General features: G+C 37.9%; 22 protein-coding genes. 10 read left to right on the top strand and 12 right to left on the bottom strand.

The window, feature by feature from the left end; translation table 11 throughout:
- Positions 1–3: 3 nt before the first annotated feature.
- The 6 genes from EHQ43_RS06780 to EHQ43_RS06805 all read right to left on the bottom strand — a co-directional run bounded on the left by EHQ43_RS06780 (position 4) and on the right by EHQ43_RS06805 (position 5,249).
- The gene (locus EHQ43_RS06780; protein ID WP_135754581.1) at positions 4–426 is read right to left on the bottom strand and encodes a VOC family protein; all 423 of its coding nucleotides are present in this window, start codon (positions 424–426) and stop codon (positions 4–6) included.
- 12 nt (positions 427–438) lie between these two features.
- Positions 439–1,626: a sterol desaturase family protein gene (locus EHQ43_RS06785; protein WP_135741166.1), complete on the bottom strand. Its 1,188-nt coding sequence runs from the start codon at positions 1,624–1,626 to the stop codon at positions 439–441.
- Between the two features lie 173 nt (positions 1,627–1,799).
- A complete protein-coding gene (locus tag EHQ43_RS06790) occupies positions 1,800–2,411 on the bottom strand; it encodes an ABC-type transport auxiliary lipoprotein, LBF_0736 family (RefSeq protein ID WP_135741165.1) in 612 nt (203 codons plus the stop codon).
- Between the two features lie 5 nt (positions 2,412–2,416).
- Positions 2,417–3,364 (bottom strand): MlaD family protein, encoded by a 948-nt coding sequence (locus EHQ43_RS06795; RefSeq protein WP_135741164.1) that lies wholly within the window; start codon positions 3,362–3,364, stop codon positions 2,417–2,419.
- Positions 3,361–4,128 (bottom strand): ABC transporter ATP-binding protein, encoded by a 768-nt coding sequence (locus EHQ43_RS06800; RefSeq protein ID WP_135741163.1) that lies wholly within the window; start codon positions 4,126–4,128, stop codon positions 3,361–3,363. The genes EHQ43_RS06795 and EHQ43_RS06800 overlap by 4 nt, the downstream gene beginning before the upstream one ends.
- Positions 4,125–5,249 carry an MlaE family ABC transporter permease gene (locus tag EHQ43_RS06805; protein ID WP_135754579.1) on the bottom strand — a complete coding sequence of 375 codons (1,125 nt, stop codon included), beginning with the start codon at positions 5,247–5,249 and terminating at the stop codon, positions 4,125–4,127. The genes EHQ43_RS06800 and EHQ43_RS06805 overlap by 4 nt, the downstream gene beginning before the upstream one ends.
- 40 nt (positions 5,250–5,289) lie before the next feature.
- On the opposite strand from EHQ43_RS06805, the gene EHQ43_RS06810 reads away from it, so the two are divergent.
- From EHQ43_RS06810 to fliE, 7 genes are all read left to right on the top strand, one after another.
- A complete protein-coding gene (locus EHQ43_RS06810; protein WP_244242681.1) occupies positions 5,290–6,426 on the top strand; it encodes a helix-turn-helix domain-containing protein in 1,137 nt (378 codons plus the stop codon).
- A 113-nt stretch (positions 6,427–6,539) separates the two neighbouring features.
- The gene (locus tag EHQ43_RS06815; RefSeq protein WP_135754578.1) at positions 6,540–7,409 is read left to right on the top strand and encodes a sterol desaturase family protein; all 870 of its coding nucleotides are present in this window, start codon (positions 6,540–6,542) and stop codon (positions 7,407–7,409) included.
- A 193-nt stretch (positions 7,410–7,602) separates the two neighbouring features.
- On the top strand, positions 7,603–8,445 hold the full coding sequence (locus EHQ43_RS06820; protein ID WP_135741160.1) for an SDR family NAD(P)-dependent oxidoreductase: 843 nt from the start codon (positions 7,603–7,605) through the stop codon (positions 8,443–8,445).
- 122 nt (positions 8,446–8,567) lie between these two features.
- Entirely contained in the window at positions 8,568–9,551 is a 984-nt protein-coding gene (locus tag EHQ43_RS06825; protein ID WP_135754577.1) for a TolB family protein, read from the top strand.
- 197 nt (positions 9,552–9,748) lie between these two features.
- A complete protein-coding gene (flgB, locus tag EHQ43_RS06830; RefSeq protein WP_015676362.1) occupies positions 9,749–10,180 on the top strand; it encodes a flagellar basal body rod protein FlgB in 432 nt (143 codons plus the stop codon).
- A gap of 10 nt (positions 10,181–10,190) precedes the next feature.
- Positions 10,191–10,652: a flagellar basal body rod protein FlgC gene (flgC, locus tag EHQ43_RS06835; RefSeq protein ID WP_012387770.1), complete on the top strand. Its 462-nt coding sequence runs from the start codon at positions 10,191–10,193 to the stop codon at positions 10,650–10,652.
- A 116-nt stretch (positions 10,653–10,768) separates the two neighbouring features.
- On the top strand, positions 10,769–11,134 hold the full coding sequence (gene fliE / locus EHQ43_RS06840) for a flagellar hook-basal body complex protein FliE (protein ID WP_015677580.1): 366 nt from the start codon (positions 10,769–10,771) through the stop codon (positions 11,132–11,134).
- Positions 11,135–11,172: 38 nt separating this feature from the next.
- Here the strand turns inward: fliE and EHQ43_RS06845 are convergent, their stop codons facing one another.
- From EHQ43_RS06845 to EHQ43_RS06865, 5 genes are all read right to left on the bottom strand, one after another.
- Positions 11,173–11,547, bottom strand: coding sequence for a DUF4430 domain-containing protein (locus EHQ43_RS06845; protein ID WP_244242682.1), 375 nt, complete (start codon positions 11,545–11,547; stop codon positions 11,173–11,175).
- Between the two features lie 108 nt (positions 11,548–11,655).
- Positions 11,656–12,588 carry an MBL fold metallo-hydrolase gene (locus EHQ43_RS06850; protein WP_135770462.1) on the bottom strand — a complete coding sequence of 311 codons (933 nt, stop codon included), beginning with the start codon at positions 12,586–12,588 and terminating at the stop codon, positions 11,656–11,658.
- 84 nt (positions 12,589–12,672) lie between these two features.
- The gene (locus EHQ43_RS06855) at positions 12,673–14,295 is read right to left on the bottom strand and encodes a glycerol-3-phosphate dehydrogenase/oxidase (RefSeq protein WP_135770463.1); all 1,623 of its coding nucleotides are present in this window, start codon (positions 14,293–14,295) and stop codon (positions 12,673–12,675) included.
- Positions 14,292–15,143 carry a phosphotransferase family protein gene (locus EHQ43_RS06860; protein WP_135770464.1) on the bottom strand — a complete coding sequence of 284 codons (852 nt, stop codon included), beginning with the start codon at positions 15,141–15,143 and terminating at the stop codon, positions 14,292–14,294. The genes EHQ43_RS06855 and EHQ43_RS06860 overlap by 4 nt, the downstream gene beginning before the upstream one ends.
- Positions 15,144–15,159: 16 nt before the next feature.
- Positions 15,160–16,758: a xylulokinase gene (locus EHQ43_RS06865; RefSeq protein WP_135770465.1), complete on the bottom strand. Its 1,599-nt coding sequence runs from the start codon at positions 16,756–16,758 to the stop codon at positions 15,160–15,162.
- Between the two features lie 249 nt (positions 16,759–17,007).
- Here EHQ43_RS06865 and EHQ43_RS06870 point away from each other — a divergent pair, with 249 nt between their 5' ends.
- On the top strand, positions 17,008–18,213 hold the full coding sequence (locus tag EHQ43_RS06870; RefSeq protein ID WP_135741154.1) for an MFS transporter: 1,206 nt from the start codon (positions 17,008–17,010) through the stop codon (positions 18,211–18,213).
- On the opposite strand, the gene EHQ43_RS06875 is transcribed toward EHQ43_RS06870, so the two are convergent.
- Complete coding sequence (locus tag EHQ43_RS06875; RefSeq protein ID WP_135741150.1) at positions 18,210–18,866, bottom strand: TetR/AcrR family transcriptional regulator; 657 nt, start codon at positions 18,864–18,866, stop codon at positions 18,210–18,212. The two genes, EHQ43_RS06870 and EHQ43_RS06875, sit on opposite strands and share 4 nt — an antisense overlap.
- Before the next feature lie 166 nt (positions 18,867–19,032).
- Between EHQ43_RS06875 and EHQ43_RS06880 the strand changes: the two genes are divergently transcribed.
- Both EHQ43_RS06880 and fliF read left to right on the top strand, forming a co-directional pair.
- On the top strand, positions 19,033–20,499 hold the full coding sequence (locus EHQ43_RS06880) for an aspartate aminotransferase family protein (RefSeq protein ID WP_135741149.1): 1,467 nt from the start codon (positions 19,033–19,035) through the stop codon (positions 20,497–20,499).
- A 305-nt stretch (positions 20,500–20,804) separates the two neighbouring features.
- Positions 20,805–22,505 (top strand): flagellar basal-body MS-ring/collar protein FliF, encoded by a 1,701-nt coding sequence (gene fliF / locus EHQ43_RS06885; RefSeq protein ID WP_135741148.1) that lies wholly within the window; start codon positions 20,805–20,807, stop codon positions 22,503–22,505.
- Positions 22,506–22,521: the final 16 nt, after the last annotated feature.

Genomic DNA, 22,521 nt, shown 5'->3' on the forward strand with positions numbered 1-22,521 from the left:
AACTCACCACTCCCCAGAATTTGGCATAGACACCCATGGTTCCTTTGGAGGCAAAGGGTTTCCTTTTTGTAATAACTCAATGGAGATCGAATCTGGTGATCTAACAAATGCCATACGACCATCCCTTGGTGGTCTGTTAATGACAACTCCCATCGATTGGATTTTCTCGCAAAGATCGTATATATTATCCACTTCATAGGCAAGATGCCCAAAATTTCTTCCTATGGAATATGGTTCCACCTGATCCCAGTTATATGTAAGTTCGATTTCTGACATATCTTCTTCTCCCGTAGTTAGAAACACAAGAGTGAATTTTCCATCTGGGTATTCCTTCTTACGTGAGACTTTTAAGCCCAAAATATCTACAAAAAAATGGAGAGCTTTCTCCAAATTTTGTACTCGGATCATTGTATGTAAATATTTCATATTTTATAGGTTCTAGTTTGTAAAAAAATAAACCAATAAAAATAGCCAAGAGAAATACTTTGGAATCTCGACTCGAAACCATTCTTTTTTTCCTTCGAGTAACTTCCCTAACGAATAAAAAGAAAATACCAGTAGCACAAAAACAGAACTGACTTCAGGTAAATTAAACAAATGCATCCTCTTTAAAAAATACAAGGTTAGAATTGTCGGAAATATAAACTGAAAGAACAAATACACTCGGTAAAAAAACTTTCCAGAAGGCAAACGATGTAATGGATTATGTACTTTGTTTGCCAATTCTAATCGATGGTGGGACAACCATACTTTTGGATCTCTCACACCGCGGTCCATAACCATTTGTAAGTCATCTGGTCGAACAGATGGATAGGAAAAAAAAGAAACAATCCCTTGCCACTTGTTCTTTGTGTGAATTAAATCTGAAAATAAATCTTTTAATACATGCACGTTTGCATTGATAGGATCATAATTATGTAATTGTGATGTGAGACCATACCTTGGTTCAAAAGTTTCTTCACAATAAGTTCCAAATATTTTATCCCAAATAATAAAAACGCCACCATAGTTTTTATCAATGTATTCTGGATTCATCGCATGGTGTACTCTGTGGTGAGAAGGTGTCACAAAAACTGCTTCAAACCAGCTAGGAAGTTTTTTTATAGTACGAGTATGAACCCAAAATTGATACGTCCGATTGAGTGCATCTATGATGAGATATGATTCGACAGGGAAACCGAGAAGCGCTAGCGGCAAATAAAACATTCCGATCCCAATGTTACGAATGAAGGATTGTCTGAGGGCAACTGACAAATTGAATTCTTCACTCGAATGGTGGACTACATGTGACGCCCAAAGGATTTTGATCTCATGACTATACCGATGAGCTAAATAAAACAAAAAATCTAAAAGCACAAATAATACGATCCAATGTAAAAAGGAACTTGGACCTAGAAAAATTTTACTAAGTGTTTCCACACCGATGGACAAATCGTACAACTTGGAATATAGAAACACAATTCCTAATAAAATAAGACCATCAAATATCCGACTGAGAACACCCAAACTTAAATCAGCAAGTGAGTCCTCGTAAAAGTAATAATCTTTTTTCGTGTACCGAGTGTAGATAATTTCGATAAGCATCAAAAGAAAATAAAAAGGAACAATGGATTCAATCAGTCTCATATTTTAAACCTTAAAGATTTTTATATCGCTATCAAAGCAGAAAGGAAAGCAAGTACCTTTCCTATGTTTTCGATTTAGTTTAAAAATTTAAGATCAATGATTCCTTCATATCTATTGAAGGAATCACTTGTTCGTTATTGATTTATACCTAAAAACAATAACGAACAACAAAATTATTTTAATTGTTTGCTGAGCTCAAGATTCATTTCAGAGAAAGTTTGACTAAGTGCTGAGTTCCATCCAATCACAAGAGACTCGGCATCCTTTTTTTCGATCACTGCATTTTGTTTATATGTTTTACGGAAAACTGGAGAGGAAACACTATCCTTATCTTCATATACAACAACTTCAAACTCAATAACTGCTTTTGGTTCTTTAGATCGAAAGTCACCATACAATTGAGAAAGATTAAGTTCGATATAATGAGTCACACCAACTTTTGTGTGAAGATTAGCATCCCACTCAAAGTTTCCTGAGTGTATTAGTGATTTGGAAAATTCTTCTTTGAAATTATGAGCTGGTGGAATAAAAAATCCATTATAAAAATCAGATTCATACACCACGTTATCCTTGCGGTATACAAATTCTTTTCCTTCGAATCTAGGAGAAATAAATACTTTTCTCACAAAAAAAGTTCGAGGTTTGGGTGGTAAAAACAACTGTTTGGATTCAGATGTTTCAATTAAAAAAAATCGTTTCTCCGGGAAGGTTTTACTCACTCCAAAACATTGAGTAAACAGAAAACTAAAAATACTAACTAACAAAATACGAAATATAAATTTCATCTAGATCATTTCCATAATTTAGACTTATTTGGAGCATCTCCAAATAGGAACTGTGAAGGATATTTTTTTGCATTAGCCGTGACTTCCTTTAAGTCTTCCGATGCAATTCTCAAATTTTCAATCGAAGTAGAGATATCACCTTGGTTAGATGCAAGGAGAGTATCCAGTCGTTTGAGAGTGGTTTGTAGTTGGACAACAGTTTGGTCCAATTTTTTAGGGAGATTTTGTGTTTCTGGACTTGCAATCAGTGCTTTAACCTCACCATTTGTTTTACGCAAATCAACAAGTAATAACGTGGCTTCTTTAGTTAAGTCACCTAATCGTGCATCCAAAATCGTTTGGTTTAAGTTTTTAATCAAATCACCTACACCAAATAAAATTTTATCAACATCCGCTTTTTCGACTTTTTCAAAAAACTTATCTACCGATGCAGTAAACCTTGAAATGGTACTTGGTGCAGAAGGGATATATACTGTTTTTGGCTCCCATTCTATGTATAATGGTGGATTTTTTTCTGGATTTAAATAATCCACTTCTAAATAAGCTGTACCAGTTAATCCTTGTGATGCGAGCCTGACACGAAGCCCACTTTTGATCATTCGTTCTACTGTTTTTTTCAAATCATTTCCATAAACACCTTTCACAAAATCAGGCACCGACATTTTAATGAGTACATATCTGCCATATCGTAATGCAGTATCTTCATTTAATTTGTCTGCATATTCATTTTGAACGAAAGTAATTTCTTGAACCGTTCCGACTTTCACACCACGGTGTTTGACAGGTGATCCAATGTCCAAACCTTGTACGGATTCATCAAAGTAAGTTTCTAAACTCACCGATCTTTGGAAAATATTTCCGGCCGTAAATACAATTAAAAATAATATCAATGTAAAAAAGCTAACTAAAACAAACACACCAACTTTAAAATAAATTTTACTAGATTGATTCATAAGGGAGCACTCTCCTGCGGGATACGATTAAAAAATTGCCTAACAAATGGATCCTTTGATTTTTCTTTCAAATCTTTTGGTTTTCCTTCTGCTATAATACCTTTTTGGGATTTGTCTAACATGATCACACGGTCTGCCATCGTGAAAACTGATGGTAACTCATGTGTTACGATTACAAAGGTGACTCCCAATGTTCTAGACAAACGAATGATCAAATGGTCAAGTTCCACACTTGTGATAGGATCAAGTCCAGCGCTTGGTTCATCTAAAAATATAATTTCAGGGTCCATTGCCATCGCACGAGCAATGGCAGCTCTTTTTCTCATTCCACCCGAAAGTTCAGAAGGAGCAAGGTGGGCAAATGGAAACAAACCTACCATTTTTAATTTGGTCATAACAATTTCATTCATGATGGGAATGGGAAGGTTAGTAAACTCTTCAAGAGGTAATCTTACATTCTCTAATAGTGTCATGGATCCAAATAAAGCACTTTGTTGGTACATCACTCCAATTCGGTTCCAAATGTTAACTTTTTGTTTGCCTTCAGCAAGAACGATGTCGTCCTCATCGATCCAAATCCTACCACTGAATGGTTTTGTTAAACCAATCATATTTTTTAATACTGTCGACTTCCCACAACCTGAGCCACCAAGGATTCCAAAAATTTCTCCTTTGTAAACATCGAAGGAAATGTCTTCCATAATCACTGTTTGACCGTAACCAGTTGTTAGGTGTTCGACTCGAATGATTGGTTTGTCTTTCATATACGTAAATAAAAGTATAAGACGGAAAAAATTCCATCTAAGATAGAAACCAAGATAATAGAACCAACAACTGCAGAAGTTGTCGATTCTCCCACCGCACCTGCTCCCGAAGCGGTTTTTAAACCTCGGTAACAACCAATCGATGCGATGATCATTCCAAAAAAATAAGATTTTAGAAGTCCACCTAAAATATCGGAAAGTCCAACGGCAATGTTCACTTGGTTCACGAATGTAATCAATGGAAATCCAAAACTGACAAGTACCACTGCACCTCCAATGAGACCAAATAAATTGAACACAATAGTAAGCAAGGGAGTGACAATTAGTGATGCCACAAGCCTTGGAATGATGAGGAATTGAACAGGAGGTAGGCCCATCGTTGTGAGTGCATCAATTTCTTCAGACACCTTCATAGTCCCTAGTTCTGCGGCAAAGGCTGAACCTGATCGACCAGATAAAATAAACGCTGTCATGAGTGGGCCAAGTTCCCGAAAGAGTGAGAGCCCAACAAGGTTCGCAACAAAGATCTCAGCGCCAAATCGCCTCATAGGTATCGCAGACTGAAATGACATGATAAGCCCCAGCAAAAATCCTATCATCGCAATGATGGGAAATGCATTGACTCCCATTGACTCGGCGACTCGAAAACTATCTTTCCATCTGATTTTGGATGGATGTAAAAACGAACGCCAAAACGAAACAGTAAGTTCTCCCGTAAATGTGATGAGGTATTTGAATTCCAACAAAGAATCAATCGTAAGTTTTCCAATTTGTTCTGATTTTCGTAGGGCTACCGCCAATTGTTCTTTATATTTTTTACTATCATCATTTGCGATATTTAGCAGGTATTGGAATTTTTCATCTAATCCATGTAAGTTGAATTGGATATTCTTAGATTCAGATTCTGTTCTGACTAATTTTAAAAAAGAAATCCCAGATGTGTCGGTTTCGATCAGTTTGTTTGCATAAATTGAAATATTTCTAGGTGAATTTTTTGATAGTAGATCAAAAAAAGTCACCCAGTCTTTCGAAACTTCTTTTGTATTAAAAATTTCGGGTAAATGGATTTCTAAGGTGTTTCCTTCCCATAAAAATGAAGATTGTCTTTGATTAGATTCCACGATTCAAACGTAAAACTAATTCCGAAGGAACACTAGGCAAGTGATTTTATTTTACATTCTAACCCATTCTTTAGAAGCTTCTATATTTATGGGGAATGTAACAATCCACTTCATTGCGTTTTCTGCTGGTTTATCCTTTTTGTTTGCGATAGGCGAATTGGTTAGGACAAATGCGAGCCGCCAGTCCAGGGTGCAGGGTTTGTTATTTTTGTTCGCAGCCTTATTCCAAACTCATACATATTTGACTTGCACTGAACTCTATCAACTTTACCCACATTTTTATTTAGTACATCTACCCTTCACTGCGAGTATCGGTTCACTACTAAAACAGTATTTTTCGGAACTCTGGAATGAAAATCCAAACAAAAATGAATTTTCCCTTTGGGAACTGACTCCAGCATTTTTGGTAATATTATTTATGTTACCTTTTTATTTTTCCTCAGCAGAGGAAAAAATTGCGATCCACCAGATGTATCTATCAAAAGGAGTCCCCTTACGATTTCAGCTCATCATTTTACTTGCGGTCCTACCCATATTTTACTCCGCTTATTATGTATTCTCCAATATGTTCCGGTATATCCGGTGGGAATCTTTTAAAAAGTCAGCACACTTACGTTTGGTGGGTCTTGTGGTAGGTTTTGGAGCATTTGCCAGTGCCATCGGAGTTTATACATTATTTTTCCATGCAAGGCACGGACTTCAGATTGTTTCTTTTTTCATATCTTGTCTCATCATCGGCATTTACCTTTTGAGACAAAAAAGTCCTGAACTTTGGGGTGAAGTACAAAGGATTGTCATCGAAGAAAAAAAATACCAAACATCCCAATTGGGTTCATTTGATTTGTTAGAACTCCATAACCGATTTAAATCTTTGATGGAAACAAAAAAAGTTTACTTAGATGAAACAATCAATTTGGAAAAACTTGCAAAACATATGAATTTATCAGAACACCAACTCTCAGAATTTCTAAATACCCATTTGAAAAAAAGTTTTTTCCATTTAGTGAATTACTACCGTATTAAAGAAGCCAAAGATTTATTTGCAAATCATCCTGAAAAAAACATTTTAACCATCGCGTATGAAGTTGGTTTTCCTTCGAAATCCACTTTTTATGATGCCTTCAAACGTGAAGTGGGACAAAGCCCCAGTGAATACCGTAAGAATTTGAAAAATTAAAAACGAACGGACCGATCCGGAATCTTTTTTATTTCCGAATGGACCGATTCGGTCGATTGGTTCCCCAAAACAAGGTATGCTAGCAGTAGTCTAAGTCAGGTCAGGAGAAAAATATGTTTGGTGGTCCCGTTCAATGTGAATTGGTTCTCGATTGTGTAACCAAAATTGGTTTTGCACAAGGTGTTTTGAATTTGATACGTTATTATCCCATCGCGGGACTTGCTTTTCTTTTATTCTATGTTTGGCGAAAAGATTTCTTTGAAACATATCGCATCCAAAAGGTTTACCCAAAAGCTGAGAAAGTTTGGAAAGAATTCCGCCAATCAGCAGTTACCTTATTAGTTTTTACTCTGGTAGCTGTCACAAACATCACTTTGATGAAAGCCAAAATTGTTCCAAGTGCTGTATACTTTGGACCTGTTTCTGGTGTTTGGGAAATCAGTTATATTTTCATCAGCTTTGTTATTTTTACCATTTGGCATGAAACTTGGTTCTATTGGATGCACAGATTTGCTCATTTAAAGAAAGTATATCCGCATGTACATTCAGAACACCATCAATCAGTAAATCCTTCTCCACTAGCCGCATATAGGTTCCAAGCAACAGAGGCATTTTTAGAAGCCATCTATATTGTACCGTTTGTGATGTTTGTGCCTGTGCATTTTTATGTAGTACTATTTCAAACTTTCTATGCGATGATCCTCAATATCTGGTGGCACCTTGGATATGAATTTTTTCCAAAAGGTTGGGCCTCCCACCCCATAACAAAATGGATCAATACATCCACTCACCACAACCTCCACCACCAAAAATTCCACGGGAACTATTCCTTGTATTTCAATGTTTGGGACCGATTGATGGGGACTAACTTTGCCAATTACGAGGAATATTACGAACAAGTAGTTGAGGGAAGAGAAAAGAAAAAACGGGAAAAGAGATTGGAAGGGAAAACAAAAATAGACCAAGAATTACTTGCATCCTAACTCTTGCTAGGTTAACAGACAAAAAATCCAAATTAAAATTCGGAATCACATATATTCTAGACTCGTGTATATGTGATTTCATTCCATTTGATCTGCCTTCATTAACTAACAAATGAATGAAATGATTCTTTTTGAATATCCGATTGACTGCTCTCACCTCGAAGTTATTTAACGGAAATGCAGGTGAAATTCAATGCAATATAATATCAAAGACAAAGTTGTCCTCATCACAGGAGCAACCGGCGGTATCGGTGCCGCTTCTGCACGAGAACTATATAATTTTGGAGCAAACTTAGTTCTCACTGATCTTTCACAATCAAGTTTAGATCAATTAGCTTCCGAATTTGAAAGCCATCGTGTGATGACAAAGGTCATGGATGTTACCAATTGGGATTCCATAAGAGAAGTGAAAGAGTTAACCATAACGAAATTTGGCAAACTTGATATTGTTTTTGCCAATGCTGGGATCTCCTGGAAAAATTCAGCTCATACAATCCTCAGTTGTCAGGAAGAAGAGTTTGAGACAATTTTAGAAGTTGATTTAATGGGTGTTTGGCGGACAATCAAAACGACACTTCCAGAGATCATCAAATCTAAGGGTCAAGTGATTGTTACCTCGTCTATTTATGCTTACACGAATGGAATGTGTAATGCTCCCTATGCAGTTTCTAAAGCTGGGATCGAAATGTTCACTCGGTCATTAGGTGCGGAAATCATTGGGAAAGGTGCAAGTGCTTCTGTTTTATATCCAGGTTGGATCACAACTCCATTAACAAAAAATGTCTTCGGTGGCGATCCTTTAACAACCAAAATGCGAGAATTAGGTTTCCCTGGATTTTTAAAAAAACCAATCCCTCCGGAAAAGGTTGCAAATGCGTTAGTGAAGGGAATACTCAAACGAAAACCAAGGATCACAATCCCATACCGTTGGATACCAATCCAATGGTTCCGAGGTATTTTTGGAAATTTATCAGATTTGTATTTATCCAAGCACAAAACATTACAAAAACTCCTAACCGACTTAGAGGTTAGGTAGGATTCAATTCGTTACCAAAACATAAAAACAAAAACCTAATCCGAACAAATAAATGCAATTGTGTTGCATTTATTTGTTGCAACTAAATTGCATTTGCGAAAATTGTCAAATGAGGTATTTTTATGTTTAGGAATTGGTTTTATTTATGTTTCATCATATTTGTTGTCCAATGTAGTGCGGATCAAAACAAAGTTGAAAATGATCTGTTGCTTGGGCTGACAGCGATCAATATTTTAGATAATCCAGGAACGATCGCATTTGCATTTGATCCTGAGAAAGATGATGAAATTTTCTTTTACAGTATCAAAGAAAATCGAGTTGTAAATGTTACTGAAAATATTGGTCGCGATTTAGCCCCTAGATGGAACCCAAGTGGTTTCCAATTAGCCTTCAATAGTCGTCGAACAATACATGGCCATAATCGACCAGAAATCTATACAATGGACTTCCCTACCAAAACAATAAAAAGAGTCACTACAACAAGTGCACCAGATGAAAACCAACGTGCCGCTTGGTTCCCAGATTCAAATGCATTAGTTTTTCAAAGAGGAACCTATTTTGCACCTGCTCGGCTTCGATTGATGAAAAACGATCTTAAAACAGGAACTGAAACAGTATTGTATGAAGCTGGTGACAAATTACATGCTGCTCCTGCTATTTCAGCAGATGGAACAAAAATGATATTTCAGTCTAACAAAGATTTTGCTGGTACCTTTCCATCTAGATTGTATATGATGAATCTTACAAATTCACAAATTTCTAATTTTGCCCACCCAGAAGTAGACTTAGGATCCGATTCTGATCCGAAATGGTCATTGGATGGAAAATGGATCACCTTTGCTTCTGCTAGAAATGGAGGAGGCAACTATAATCATATTTTCATATCCAATGTAGATACAGGTGAGATTCGCCAAATTACATTTGGAGATTTTAATGATTCTTCACCTGATTTTTCCCCCAACGGTAAGGATATCGTATTCCAATCCAATCGTTACAGAGAATACGGACTTCATATTGTTTCAATCGATTCAAAAGAAGTTCGATATTTACGTGAAGGGAGGACTCCTGTTTGGACATCTCGTTCTCTAAGTGAGCTTGGATATTAACGTAATCGACCCAAACATCACATGAATCATTGATTCATGTGCACCTCAAGAGGACCTTAGTTAGGGAGAAAGCTTTTGAGGTGCATCTATGAATTCCCTTCCCCTACACCCCATCTTATTTTTTTCATTTTTGCGACATAAATGCCTTCAGGAGGAAGGAAAACCGTCCGAAAAGGAGTGTAGAGAGGAAGAGAAATATGTTTGAAGCAACACATTTCATGAAAACTCAAGACCTACTAGAACGAGGCCTTGGCGCAGCCACACAAAGACGGAAAGTGATCACCGACAATATTGCCAATGCGGATGTACCGAATTTCAAACGTTCTGAAGTTGTTTTCGAATCTATGCTAAAACGAGCCATTGAATCGGAAAAAATTGAAAAGGAAAAGGCCGTTCCTACAAAAATCACAAACGATCGTCATATTGAATTTTTTAAACCTCTCGACTACCGTGATGCCAAACCGAAAACCAATTTGGATTATTTAACCACAATGAGACCCGATGGAAACAATGTGGATATTGAAAAGGAAGTGGTAGAAGCAAACCAAAACCAAATGAGTTATAGTTTGATGATTGATCGTTTGAACCAGAATAACCGTCTCCTCAACATTGTGATGAGAACCAACTAAGGAGTAAATTATGGGTATGTTTGATTCGATTAATATTTCTGCGACAGGGCTTTCTGCTCAAAGACTCCGTATGGATGTCATCTCCAATAACATTGCCAACTCAACTACAACGAGAAACACCAATGGTGATGGTCCATTTCGTCGAGACCGAGTTATCCTAACACCGATTAACCTCAGAACACAATGGAAAAGCCCCGTGTATCCATTTGGTGTGGCCCCAGGAGAAGGGAAAGGGGTGAAAGTAATGAAGATCGAAAAGGATATGAGCCCTCTTCGTTTGACTTACGACCCAACCCATCCAGATGCGATCCAAACTGGTCCGAAAAAAGGGTATGTCGAACTCCCGAATATCAACATTGTCACAGAGATGACAGACATGATCTCTGCATCACGCTCTTATGAAGCCAATGTACAACTCATCAATGGCTCAAAAGCGATGATGAACAAAGCCATGGAAATCGGTCGGGCCTAATTACGCCTGGCCCTACTACTTTTCCTTTTTGTTGGCCTCTCACATTTTCTGATGTGACATAATTTTTTACTTTAGATTTTTGAGATCCTACCGATGATTTGAATGAGGGATTCGCCATGTCCATTGATCGCATTACAAACCTATCATCTTCCACCTACAAACCACATTCTTTACTACCACAAGGGGACAAAGTGGGAATCTTTCGTTCTGATGAACGCCATTACGGAAAAACGAATGAAGCCAAATCTCCAGATGAAGTGGCCGGCACATTTGCTGATGCATTAAAAAAAGCATTTGAACAAGTAAACGACCAACAAGTAGAAGCAGATGAACTCACACAAAAAATTGTTTTTGATCCAAACTCAGTGGAACTCCATGATGTGATGATTGCTGCAGAAAAAGCAAGGATTTCACTTACCTTCGCCAAAACCATGTCAGATGGATTCGTAAGAGCTTACAGAGAACTCACAACATTAAGATAATTTAAGTAGTATGTAAGAGCGATATTTCGTCTTATCTGTCAATTGATAGGACGACCAAACACTCGTTCTACGGCCTCATACCGGATTTGGATTTGGTCAGTGGGACGAACTTTCACTCCTCGTTTCATTTGGACACCGTCCATCCTTTCTCCATTTACATACACCACCCAACCTTCATTCCAAGTATTCCGCACACCATTCACTTCCATAATTTCCTCAGTTCGGTTGGTGGAGATAAAACGCATGGAAGGATCTTCTTTTTTGGACAATTCAGCGAGAAGGAAAAGTAAATCCTTCGATTCAAATAGTCCCGATGGAATCAATTTGTTTTCTTCAAAATCGCGGGAGATGAATTGGATTTGGATCGTTGGTTCTTTTGTTTTGTTTGCAGAAGTAGAGGAAAAGCAACTCACAAAAAATAGAATACTAGTAACAAAAATGATCAAAACAAAGGAATTGCACATTCTCTGTAATTGATTTAACTTCAGTTTTGGTAGTGGAATTGGATTCATTTATATGTTTTAAGAGTGTTTTTCGGATTTTTCATACGCATACACCAAACCTTGTGCGTTCAAATTTACATCTAAACGCAGAAGAGCCCAATCTTTATCCGTGAGAGACACTTCATTATCATCGGCCAAAATTTGCATCATTTCTTTTACTTTTGTTTCCATAAATGGAAGGCGATTTTCTTTCGGAATGTTTTTTAAATCCAACATGGCGTCATGACAAAGTTGTAATCCTTTTTTTAAATCCCGAGCCCAATGATTTAAGTTTTGGATTGGTCCAAAATGTGTCAAATAACAAAGATTAGCCCCTGTGCCCAAAATCAAATCAATCGAATTAATAGCTTCCTTTGCATCAAAGTCTGTAGGAGTGGTTGTAGGAAAAATAAATGATTTTCCATTTTCAAGATGTGGGTAAGAGATTCCAAAAGAATCACCGGTAAAAATTCCATTCAATTTTTTGTCATAAATACAAAAGTGATGATTCGCATGTCCCTTTGTATAAATGAATTCAAAGCTATGGCTTCTCCAATCCAAAAACTCGCCATGTTCCATGACACGAACTCTTTCTTTTGGAATGGGTCTGATTTCCCCATACAATTTTTGGAAATTTTCTTTTCCATAGACGGAAGTAGCACTTTTGATGAGAAGGCTTGGATCAATCAAATGTTTGGCAGTCTTTGGGTGGGCAAGTAAGACTGCATTTGGGCATTTTTCTAGTAAATACCAAGCTCCACCAGCATGATCTAGGTGAACATGTGTTACGATGATGTAATCGATACAATTAACATCAATTTGGTGATTTTCCATAACGGAAAGGATTTTGGGAATGGCATGTGTTGTATTTGTCTCAATGACAATTCCATGCCCCTCCTCTTCGATGAGATATGCAGAGGCAACTTGTTTTAGGTCAGCGTATTCAGTATCGATCGTGAAAAAAGATCCCATACCATAGTGTAAACATAGGAAATCACTTTGTCAGCTTAATTTCTAATTTCAGATTTCCGAATCAAGGTGATCCAAAATTTAAAATTAAATATCTAATTTCTTTTCAATCGGTAATTCCAAAATTTTTAGTATCTTTTTTGTCTCCAGTTCCAATTCTTCTTGGGAAAATTTCAATTCCCTACCTGCTGTTTCGGTGACTAAGTCCATTTTCTCTTTGGGAAGCATTCCTAGGGTTCCGAGTCCTGTCCTTCTTAAGAAGATATCTGTCAATGTTTTTGCCATTTCGTAGCGGATAGCAAAAACTACCTCCGCTAATATCTCGCCATCCACACTTAAGACTGTTCCCCATTTTGGATTTTCCTCTACCAAAGCAAGGATGGTTTCATAGTCCACTCCATAATGGCGTACAAGGTAATCAATAGTTGATTCCGAAAATTCTTTGTGTTTTTCTTTTGCTTTGGATATAAAATCTTCAATCCCTATGATATGACTTCCATATAAATGTTGTTTTGCGGAGATACTGGGTTTGAATTTTTGTTTAAGTTTTTTCTGAATGGATTTAAAAATAGTCTCTGCAAAATGTCTACTTGTGGTATACTTCCCTCCAGCAGCGGTGATAAGTCCTCTGATGCCATCCTTTTCATGGTCATACAATTCTGATCTTCGTGATGCTGAATAAGTATCATCACTTGCTTCGGCAAGTGGTCTAAGTCCACCATAAGCTGCAATTACGTCTTCTTTTTTTAGTTTAATTTTTAAATGTGAAGTTTCATTGATATATTCAATAAATTCGGAGATACTTTCCTTTGTGAGTTTCCAATCTTCCACCTTACCAAAGTAAGACTTTTCAGTTGGACCGATCATGGAATGACCACGCCAAGGGGCAAAACTAAAATGACCTTTCTCTCCCACAAATAATGTCATGATAGGTGTAACTTGTTTTGTGATGAGATAAATTCCTTCTGATCTTTTTTTAGGAAAAGGCACTTCTGTTTTTTTTGATTTTGCGAGGACATCTTGTGTCCATGGTCCCGAAGCATTGATCGTAACTTTCGAATGGATTTTGTAATCTTTTTTGGACAATGTATCAGTCACTTGAATGCCAACGACAGTATCTCCATCCCATAAAAGTTCCTTCACTTCTGAGTAGTTTGATACTTTAGCACCATACAATACTGCAGATTTTAGAAAACTAAGAGTTAATCTTTCGGGACTTAGACAAATTGCATCGTAAAAATATGCAGCATCTTCATAATCACCCAACTTTTGTTTCAATAGTTCTTTACGTTTGAGATAACGATGGTTTGGAATTTTTTTAGATCTGTCCCAAGTCCAAGCTTTGTCAAAAGATAAAAGATCATAAACGAACAAACCGAGCCTTGCAATGATCCCAGGTTTTGGAAGGATCATAGGATATGGATATACCAGGTTAGGTGCAATGTTTGAAAGATTCCTTCTCTCTTTTAATGCTTCCCTTACAAGTCCAATTTCAAATTGTTTTAAATAACGAAGTCCACCATGGATGAGTTTTCCTGTTGCTGCAGAAGTTGCCCCACCAAAGTCTTTTTTTTCAACTAGGCAAACGGAACAACCACGACTTGCCACTTCATATGCAAGTGTTGCTCCTGTAATCCCACCACCTATGATGGTTACATCAAAGGATTCATCCTGGAAAGAGTCGATGAAGCGTTCTAGTTTTAAATTCAATTAAATTTCTCCTCATTTTGTAACCAAACTTTAATTTGGTATTTTAAATTCTCTCGTTCACTTTCTATGTCCCAAAGCCCAAGTCGTAAAATCAGTGATGAAAGTCTCCATAAATTCAGATCAGATTCAGTTATGCCACTTCGACGTTTGTAAGACTTCAAATAACCATGTAAGATAAACTTACGTACCAAAGTGTAAAATAAAATCTTTAACTTAGGAGTGCCGGGCCATAACTCAGCATCGGTAAACAGTAGTTTGGTAAAAGAAACATCGGCGCATGGATTCCCTTTGGCAGCAGTCATCCAATCGATTATGATCCTATCTTTACCCTGTATGATTACATTCTCAGGATGAAAATCTAAATGTAGAACTGAATCACCTTCAGGTAAATTTTGTATATATGTTTGGATGGTCTCTTTTTGATTTGGAGATAAAAATTCTAAGGGTTTCGCCGCCAAACACTCGCTTAAAATCAACTTAATATCTTTTAATTTTTGGCTTTTAATTTGATGCATTCCAAAATGTAAGTCTGCAAGGGTATCGGCAATTCGAAAGAGTTCAATCGGATTTTTGTCTGGTAACTTCGTTAATGAAATTCCTTGTAATCGATCAAAAATCAATCCATACCTATCACCTACTCTTACCTTTCCATAACATTGCATCCCTGTCACATGCAAACGAAACACTTCCAATGTATTTACATATTCCGTTTCCATTTCCGCTTTGTTTGTATGGGCAAAAAACAATTTGAGAATTTGGTTGTTTGGCAACAAAAACAAATCCGCAGACCGACCAATTGCAAAAGGAACACCTAAATTTTCTTTGTTTAGTTCAATATATGAGTCCATTTCTCTTCTCTCTCGATTATGAATTTAATATTTCAAAATGTTTTTTATTGGACGCGTATAGATTTTTAAATACTGAAAAGTTTTTATCATATATGGTTTTTAAGTTGGGATTAGGAGTCCAAGTTTTATCAACAGGGATCATTCGTTTGATTTCTTCATACTTTTTGATTTTCCCAAGACCTAACGCTACGATAGCGGCAGCTCCGATGGCGCCAACATTTTCTGAATGTTCAACTCTTTCTATGGTTTTTCCCGTAATGTCAGCTAACATTTGGCATATAAAACTAGACCTGGCAACTCCACCAACAAAACGAATGGAATTCGAAGTTTTGACTTTCTTATTCGACAATTCGAGAATCCATCGTTTATGGAATAAAATTCCTTCAATGACGGAACGGATCAAAACACGTTTTCCAGTATGTAAGCTGATATTAAAAAAGATACCTCGTGATTTTGGGTCTTCAAAGGGACAACGGTTTCCATGTAACCACGGTGTAAAGATAACACCTTGTGAACCAGGTTCCGTGTCTTTGATGGAATCAAACATAAACTCAAATAAACTTTCGTAAACGGAATCAGGGTCATCAGTGATTTTCTTTTTTTCTAAATATAAATCAATTTCATCTAATGCCAAATGGTCTTTTACCCATTGTAAACATTTCCCTGATGTTTCTTGTTCCCCAAAATAATTATAATACCCATCTCTTGCACCGACGATGGATGCAATCCTTGCATTAATATCGACAGTTCTTTTTTTAGTCACGGTTCCGATCCAACCAGAAGTCCCTGCATAGATATGGGTATCACCGAGGGTAACTGCTCCTGCACCCACTCCTATGAGAGAGGCATCTCCACCACCACCAAACACAGGTGTATCGGGCATGAGGTTTAAAAAATCTGCAGATTCTTTCGTTAACCCACCTACTTTATCTTCTGCATTGATGATCTTTGGTAAATGTTCACGTTTCACCCCAAACAGTTTGCAAAGTAGTGGACTCCAATTTCCTTTTCCCTTTCTTGAATTATATAAAAATGTAGCAAATGCAGAATCCCTTGTCATCACTGCTTGGTTTGTAGAGCGGGCAATCAAATATTCTTTGACATCAAACCACCACTTCACCTTTCGAAAGTTATCTGGCTCATTTCTTTCTACCCATTTATATTTCCATAGTGGATCTTTTACACTCGCTGCCACTGCCCCAGTGATCCAAAGTGATAACAAAAGTTTGATGGCATTGATACCTTCAATTTTGAGTCCATGTAAGATCCCAGTTTTCATTTCCAAACCAGCTCTTTGGTCCATATAACTCATTGCATTTCGGACTGGCCGGAATGTTTCATCGACTAACACAAGTCCTTGCATCTGGGAACAAAAGGAAATCCCCTGAATGAATTCTTTTTTAACCCCACTCTCATCTAATACGTCTTTTGTGGTAGATTGCATCGCCATCCACCAATCTTCAGGATTTTGTTCGGCACCCCCATTCGGCAAAAGTTGAATTGGGTATTCTTTTGTAGCAGAAGAAACAAGTTCAAGAGTTGAATCCATTCGAAAGAGGCAAGTTTTCACCCCAGTCGTGCCAATATCATAGGCTAGAATGTAATCTTTTTCCATGGAAACTCCTTCGCTTGGGGGTTCTCACTCTCCATTTTCTTGTTTTACCCCTCAAATTAGGGCAAAATTGAGATTTTTCTTTCCCAAAGAGAAAAAAGTGAGTGATCACTCACAAGGATTTAGTAGGATCAGCTCCGTTGGCAATCGATTTTTAATCTCCCTCTACCTTTTCTGAGCAGACTCACCAGATTTGTGAAAAGGGGATTTGGAAATGAAATGTTACTTTTGGGAAACAAGGGAGTGATTTGTATGAACCAAGTACCAGTAAAACTTTATCGATACCGTTGGGTGGTACTATTTGCCTATATTGTGATCACTGCTACCATATGTTTACAATGGCTTACGTTTGCGCCGATCGCAAGGGAAGCGAAAGAGTTTTTCCAAGTCTCTGCCTTACAAATTGATCTCCTCTCCCTTATCTTTTTAGTCGTTTTTGTATTCATAGCAATTCCCGCTTCCTATGTCATTGATACTTATGGAGTGAAAATTGGTGTTGGATTTGGAGCACTCCTAACAGGTGTTTTTGGGTTACTCAAAGGTTTTTATGCAACAGATTATACAATGGTATTTGTTTGCCAACTTGGCCTTGCGATCGCCCAACCTTTTTTACTCAATGCGGTAACAAAAATCAGTGTATTATGGTTTCCGATCCAAGAACGAGCCACTTCAGTTGCTCTCGGAACATTAGCACAATTTTTAGGGATCATCATTGTGATGATCCTCACTCCTATTTTATTACACAGTGGACAAACCATTCCACAAGTGATGCAAGTGTATGGATTCGTTTCTATGTTATGTGCAATTTTATTTTTAGTCCTAGTGAAAGAAAAACCACCCACCTCACCAAGTACACATGGTGAAGACCATGAATTACCTTTTTTTGAAGGGATTTCTTTTTTATGGAAACAAGCGGATATGAAAAAAATTCTCTTTTTGTTTCTGATTGGGCTCGGTGTCTTCAATGCAGTGAGTACTTGCATTGATCAAATTTGTGAGATCAAGGGACTCACGACAGAAGAATCTGGTCTTGTGGGTGGTGTAATGCTCATTGCAGGGATTTTTGGTGGTGTCATCATCCCACCGATCTCTGACAAAATCCAAAAACGAAAACTATTTTTAATCATCGCAATGGTTGGGTTTATGGCAGGGCTTAGCATTTTTGTTTTATTGGAAGGATTTATAACCTTACTGTTTGGTTCGATTGTGATTGGATTTTTTCTGCTTGGAATTGGTGCACCCATTGGGTTCCAATACTGTGCTGAAATTACATCCCCTGCACCAGAATCAACTTCACAAGGATTATTACTGCTTGTAGGTCAAGTATCAGGAATTCTTTTTATCCTAGGACTTAACTTTTTTGGAATGGTATCGTTTTTATATGTTTTACTGGCACTAACAGCGATTACACTTGCTTTAGTCTTTCGTTTAAAAGAAAGTCCGTTTATGGAACCTTAACAGACACCAAGTGCTCGCCTGATGAATTTCATAACTGCTTGGACAATGTCTTCATCTTTATCAAAAACATCATCCCCTAAATAGATTTTCATCCTTTCTTTATAGTATACGGTGGCATAAGAGAATTGTAAGGACATAAAGATATTATCTAGTAAAAAAGCAGAAAGGTTACTATCCACATCCTTTTCAATTGTCCCTTCTTCCTTTGCCTTTTGAATCAAATCAATATAACATTTTGCAGACAAAGATTCCAACTCACCTGACAGGCGCGTAATGAGTTCATAATTACTTTCTGTTGTCATTTCATTGTATAACCGGATGATGTCTTGGTTTGTTCGAGAGTGAGTTTGGATGATCCGTACGATCTTTTCAATTTTACCAAAAAAATCCAAATCCATAGACAATACAGTTTCCAATGTTTTTTCCAATTGGGTGATGCCATAATCTACTACCGTAAGGAAAAAATCCTCTTTGGTTTCGAAATACTTATAAAGGGAACCAACACTGATCCCTGCTTTTTGGGCGATAGTATTGGTATTGGCACTGGTAAAACCGCGGTTGGCAAACTCAGAGATGGCGATGGATAAAATCCGTGTCCGTTTTTCTTCTGAAATCCGTTCGAAACTTTCGTTAAAATGTTTTGTGTCTGCCATACCCATCCCCGACCTATAAATGAAAAAAGGCTGGATTTCTCAAGGAAATTGATCTGAATTTCCAGAGAATCCAAGAAACTTTCTAAATTTTAGAAATTCCTTCTTGACAATGAGTGATGACTCACTCATTGTCAAGTCAAAAGAACCCTGACGAGGAAACAATCGTATGGCCACAGGCTTTTCCATCAACGAATACCCAAACGTAGAACAAACCTACAAAGACTTACGGAAATTAGTTTCCTTACCGATCCGTTCCATTCGCAAAAATGAAATGGAGAACATCATCCAAAACTATTTTGAAAAAAAATGCAGCAAGTCCAAAGCCATGATCACGAAGGCTTCGGAATACATCCCGGGCGGTGTCCAACACAACTTATCCTTTAATTTCCCGTTTCCATTAGTCTTCACCAAGGCAGCAGGTGCGTATCTTTATGATTTGGATGGAAACAAATACATCGACTTCTTACAAGCTGGTGGACCCACAGTCCTTGGAAGTAACCCCACGAGCGTTCGTAAAAAAGTCATCGAACTATTGGATTCCACAGGTCCTGTGACAGGGCTCTTCCATGAATACGAATACAAACTTGCAGAAAAAATTGTCGAACTTGTTCCTTCTGTGGAAATGTTTCGCATGTTAGGTTCCGGAACAGAAGCTTGTATGGCTTCCATTCGAGTGGCAAGGCTTGCCACGAAAAAGAAAAACATCGTCAAGATGGGAGGAGCCTACCATGGATGGAGTGACCAACTTGCTTATGGTTTACGTATCCCAGGTACAAGGCATTTTGAAGCCAATGGTGTTCCAAGATCGATCTTTAAATACACACAAGAATTTTATCCGAACGATTTGAACTCACTTGAATCTGTCCTGAAACGAAATCGTTTCTTTGGAGGAACTGCAGCTGTCCTCATCGAACCAGTTGGCCCTGAAAGTGGAACAAGACCTCTTGATCTCAATTTTAATCAAGGAGTGAGAGAACTTTGTAACAAATACGGAGCCCTTCTCATCTTTGATGAAGTGGTAACCGCATTCCGAATTGGACTTAGTGGTGCTCAAGGTTATTTTGGTGTGGACCCTGACCTCACTGTCTTTGGTAAGGTTGTTGCTGGTGGGTATCCATCTGCAGGTGGTCTTGGTGGAAAAAAAGAATACATGAAGTATGTATCTGCCGGATTACAGACAGGAACCAAAAAAGCGTTAATCGGAGGAACCATGGCAGCAAACCCACTTAGCTCCCTTGCCGGTTACTTTACGTTATGCGAAATGGAAAAAACAAAGGCATGTGAAAAATCAGGAAGAGCCGGCGACAGACTTACGAAAGGTCTACAAAAACTCATCAAAAAATACGATTTACCCTTTGTTGCCTTCAACCAAGGATCCATTTGCCACTTAGAGACCGTTGGTACAATGTTACTCGATATCGATATCAAAAAGTTCTGGACCATCAAAAAAACCATTGCAGAAGCACACAAACGGAAACATGCGATGGAAGAAATGGGAGCCGCTTATATGTCGGAAGGTCTTGTTACCTTAGCGGGAAGTCGTTTGTACACCAGTGCCTCTGATACAGATGAAGTGATTGATGATGCTTTGAAACGTTTTGACAGAGTCTTCCAAAAAGTGGAAGGGGTTTAAGAAAACAATCAACTGACAACAATCTTTTTGATTCTCAAATGAGATCAAAAATTTCTAGAAATTTTGAAAGGTTGGTAACAAGGCTCACATTCGTAAGCCTTGTTCAGTCATAGTGTAGAGTATTTTTTCTACATCTTTCATTTCGTTATATTGCCTTCCAGTGGGCGAACCCTTTGGTTTACCGGTCCACGTAGTCTTTTGGAAGATGACTCTCGATCAGCAATTCCCACCTTCTCCTCGAAAAGTACTTGTACAATTCAGGGAATCCATGGCATTATGTCTCAAATCTCGACGAGGCCCGAACTATGCCTGAACCACTGCAAAAGATCATCGATAATCTAAAAGAATTATTCAACAAACTCGACAAAACCAAAAAAATGATTTTGGCTGGGGTGCTTGCAGTGGTAGTGGTGGCCATCATCATCCTCTCCAATGTCTCTTCCCAAAGGAACCGAGTGGTTCTTTTCAAAGACTTGGATTCCAAAGACTTCTCAGAAGTCACAAAAAAATTAGATGCCCTTGGGTATTCCTATGGTTCTAGCGAAACAAGCGTCATCACTGTGGATCCAGAACAAAGGCAAGAGATTGTTACGAAACTTGCGCAAGAAAATTTAATCCCTGCTGGTGTCACTGGTTGGGAACTCTTTGATATTGAAAAATTCACAGAAACTCAATTTGACAAAGATATCAAAAAGTATAGGGCTCTCAAAGGTGCGATTGAAAAGTCGCTTAACACCTTACGTCCCATTGAAAAAGCAGATGTAAACATTGCGATCCCTGAAGGTGATTTGTTTGAATCCAATTCCTATCCAGTCAAAGCAAGTGTGATCTTACATTTCCGACCAGGTGTGGAAGGTATTAGTAAAAAAGAGATCAAAGGGATTGTGAACTTAGTCGCAAGAGCCGTTCCCAAACTCAAACCAGAAAACGTAAGTGTTGCCGATCCCGACGGAAAAATCATTTCTGATTTTGAAGAAGACTTAGAAAAAGAAAGATTAGAACTACGAATCGTTCAAGAAAAATTACGAATCGAAGAAGAAGAACGTGTTAAACGCCTCATTGATATCCGCAATACCTTACGTTGGTATTTGGGTGGAGAAGACAGAGTGGATATCACTCGGTTTGAATATTCCTTTAACTGGGACCAAGAATCCTTAACTGAAAACGAAGTATTACCAGTAGTTGCAGAAGAAGATAACCCAGATACTCCATATAACGAACGTAAATTGGTGGATGGCTATTCCTTAAAAGTATCTTCGAAAGAAACTAAAGAATCTTTTAAAGGGAGAGGGTTTACACCAGATGGTCCAGCAGGAACTGAGCCAAACCTTCCTCCAGGTTATAAAGATACTGATTACCAAAAAGCAGAGTATTCGAAAGACGAAAATATCAATAACTACGAATTCAACAAACGAGTCAAAGACATCAAACGCCAACCTTGGAAAATTGAAAAGATTGGTTTGTCTGTCGTTGTGGATGGAGTTTGGGAACGCAAAGAACGAGAAGATGGTTTGGGATATGATCGTAAGTACATCCCTGTTGCAGAACCAGACCTAAAACTCATTCGTAAAAATTTGGAAGCAGCGATTGGATACACTCGTTCCCGCGGTGACCAAATCAGTGTGATCACAATTCCAAAGGATAGAACCGAACAATTCCGTTTGGAAGATGAAGAATTCCAAAGACAACGTGCGATCCGCAATATGGTGATCGCATCCCTTGTGATTCTGATTTTACTCATCCTTGCCATTTTAGTGTATCGTGCGATCAAAAAAGAAATCGCAAGAAGAAGAAGACTCAGAGAAGAAGAACTTGCTGCCCAACAACAGATGATGAGGGAAGCAGCACTCCGTGTGATGGACGAAGGGGGAGCAGAGGTCGAACTCTCCCTCGACGAAAAACTCAGACGAGAGCTTCTCGAAAACGCTATCAACCTAGCGAAAGAAAAACCAGAGGATGTGGCTCAGTTATTACGCACATGGCTTGCTGAAGAAGAACAAACTTAAGTTAGTTGATATTTTA

This window comes from Leptospira bouyouniensis (genome assembly GCF_004769525.1).
In the GTDB taxonomy this organism is placed as follows: domain Bacteria; phylum Spirochaetota; class Leptospiria; order Leptospirales; family Leptospiraceae; genus Leptospira_A; species Leptospira_A bouyouniensis.

What these genes read in the sequence shown, in the direction of transcription:
- flgB (WP_015676362.1), top strand. Translation starts at nt 9,749, where the DNA reads ATGTTTGAAGCAACACATTTCATGAAAACTCAAGACCTACTAGAACGA.
- EHQ43_RS06880 (WP_135741149.1), top strand. Translation starts at nt 19,033, where the DNA reads ATGGCCACAGGCTTTTCCATCAACGAATACCCAAACGTAGAACAAACC.
- EHQ43_RS06785 (WP_135741166.1), bottom strand. Translation starts at nt 1,626, where the DNA reads ATGAGACTGATTGAATCCATTGTTCCTTTTTATTTTCTTTTGATGCTT.
- EHQ43_RS06870 (WP_135741154.1), top strand. Translation starts at nt 17,008, where the DNA reads ATGAACCAAGTACCAGTAAAACTTTATCGATACCGTTGGGTGGTACTA.
- EHQ43_RS06860 (WP_135770464.1), bottom strand. Translation starts at nt 15,143, where the DNA reads ATGGACTCATATATTGAACTAAACAAAGAAAATTTAGGTGTTCCTTTT.
- flgC (WP_012387770.1), top strand. Translation starts at nt 10,191, where the DNA reads ATGGGTATGTTTGATTCGATTAATATTTCTGCGACAGGGCTTTCTGCT.
- EHQ43_RS06850 (WP_135770462.1), bottom strand. Translation starts at nt 12,588, where the DNA reads ATGGGATCTTTTTTCACGATCGATACTGAATACGCTGACCTAAAACAA.
- EHQ43_RS06780 (WP_135754581.1), bottom strand. Translation starts at nt 426, where the DNA reads ATGAAATATTTACATACAATGATCCGAGTACAAAATTTGGAGAAAGCT.
- EHQ43_RS06815 (WP_135754578.1), top strand. Translation starts at nt 6,540, where the DNA reads ATGTTTGGTGGTCCCGTTCAATGTGAATTGGTTCTCGATTGTGTAACC.
- EHQ43_RS06800 (WP_135741163.1), bottom strand. Translation starts at nt 4,128, where the DNA reads ATGAAAGACAAACCAATCATTCGAGTCGAACACCTAACAACTGGTTAC.
- EHQ43_RS06865 (WP_135770465.1), bottom strand. Translation starts at nt 16,758, where the DNA reads ATGGAAAAAGATTACATTCTAGCCTATGATATTGGCACGACTGGGGTG.
- EHQ43_RS06825 (WP_135754577.1), top strand. Translation starts at nt 8,568, where the DNA reads ATGTTTAGGAATTGGTTTTATTTATGTTTCATCATATTTGTTGTCCAA.
- EHQ43_RS06790 (WP_135741165.1), bottom strand. Translation starts at nt 2,411, where the DNA reads ATGAAATTTATATTTCGTATTTTGTTAGTTAGTATTTTTAGTTTTCTG.
- EHQ43_RS06875 (WP_135741150.1), bottom strand. Translation starts at nt 18,866, where the DNA reads ATGGCAGACACAAAACATTTTAACGAAAGTTTCGAACGGATTTCAGAA.
- fliE (WP_015677580.1), top strand. Translation starts at nt 10,769, where the DNA reads ATGTCCATTGATCGCATTACAAACCTATCATCTTCCACCTACAAACCA.
- EHQ43_RS06820 (WP_135741160.1), top strand. Translation starts at nt 7,603, where the DNA reads ATGCAATATAATATCAAAGACAAAGTTGTCCTCATCACAGGAGCAACC.
- EHQ43_RS06795 (WP_135741164.1), bottom strand. Translation starts at nt 3,364, where the DNA reads ATGAATCAATCTAGTAAAATTTATTTTAAAGTTGGTGTGTTTGTTTTA.
- fliF (WP_135741148.1), top strand. Translation starts at nt 20,805, where the DNA reads ATGCCTGAACCACTGCAAAAGATCATCGATAATCTAAAAGAATTATTC.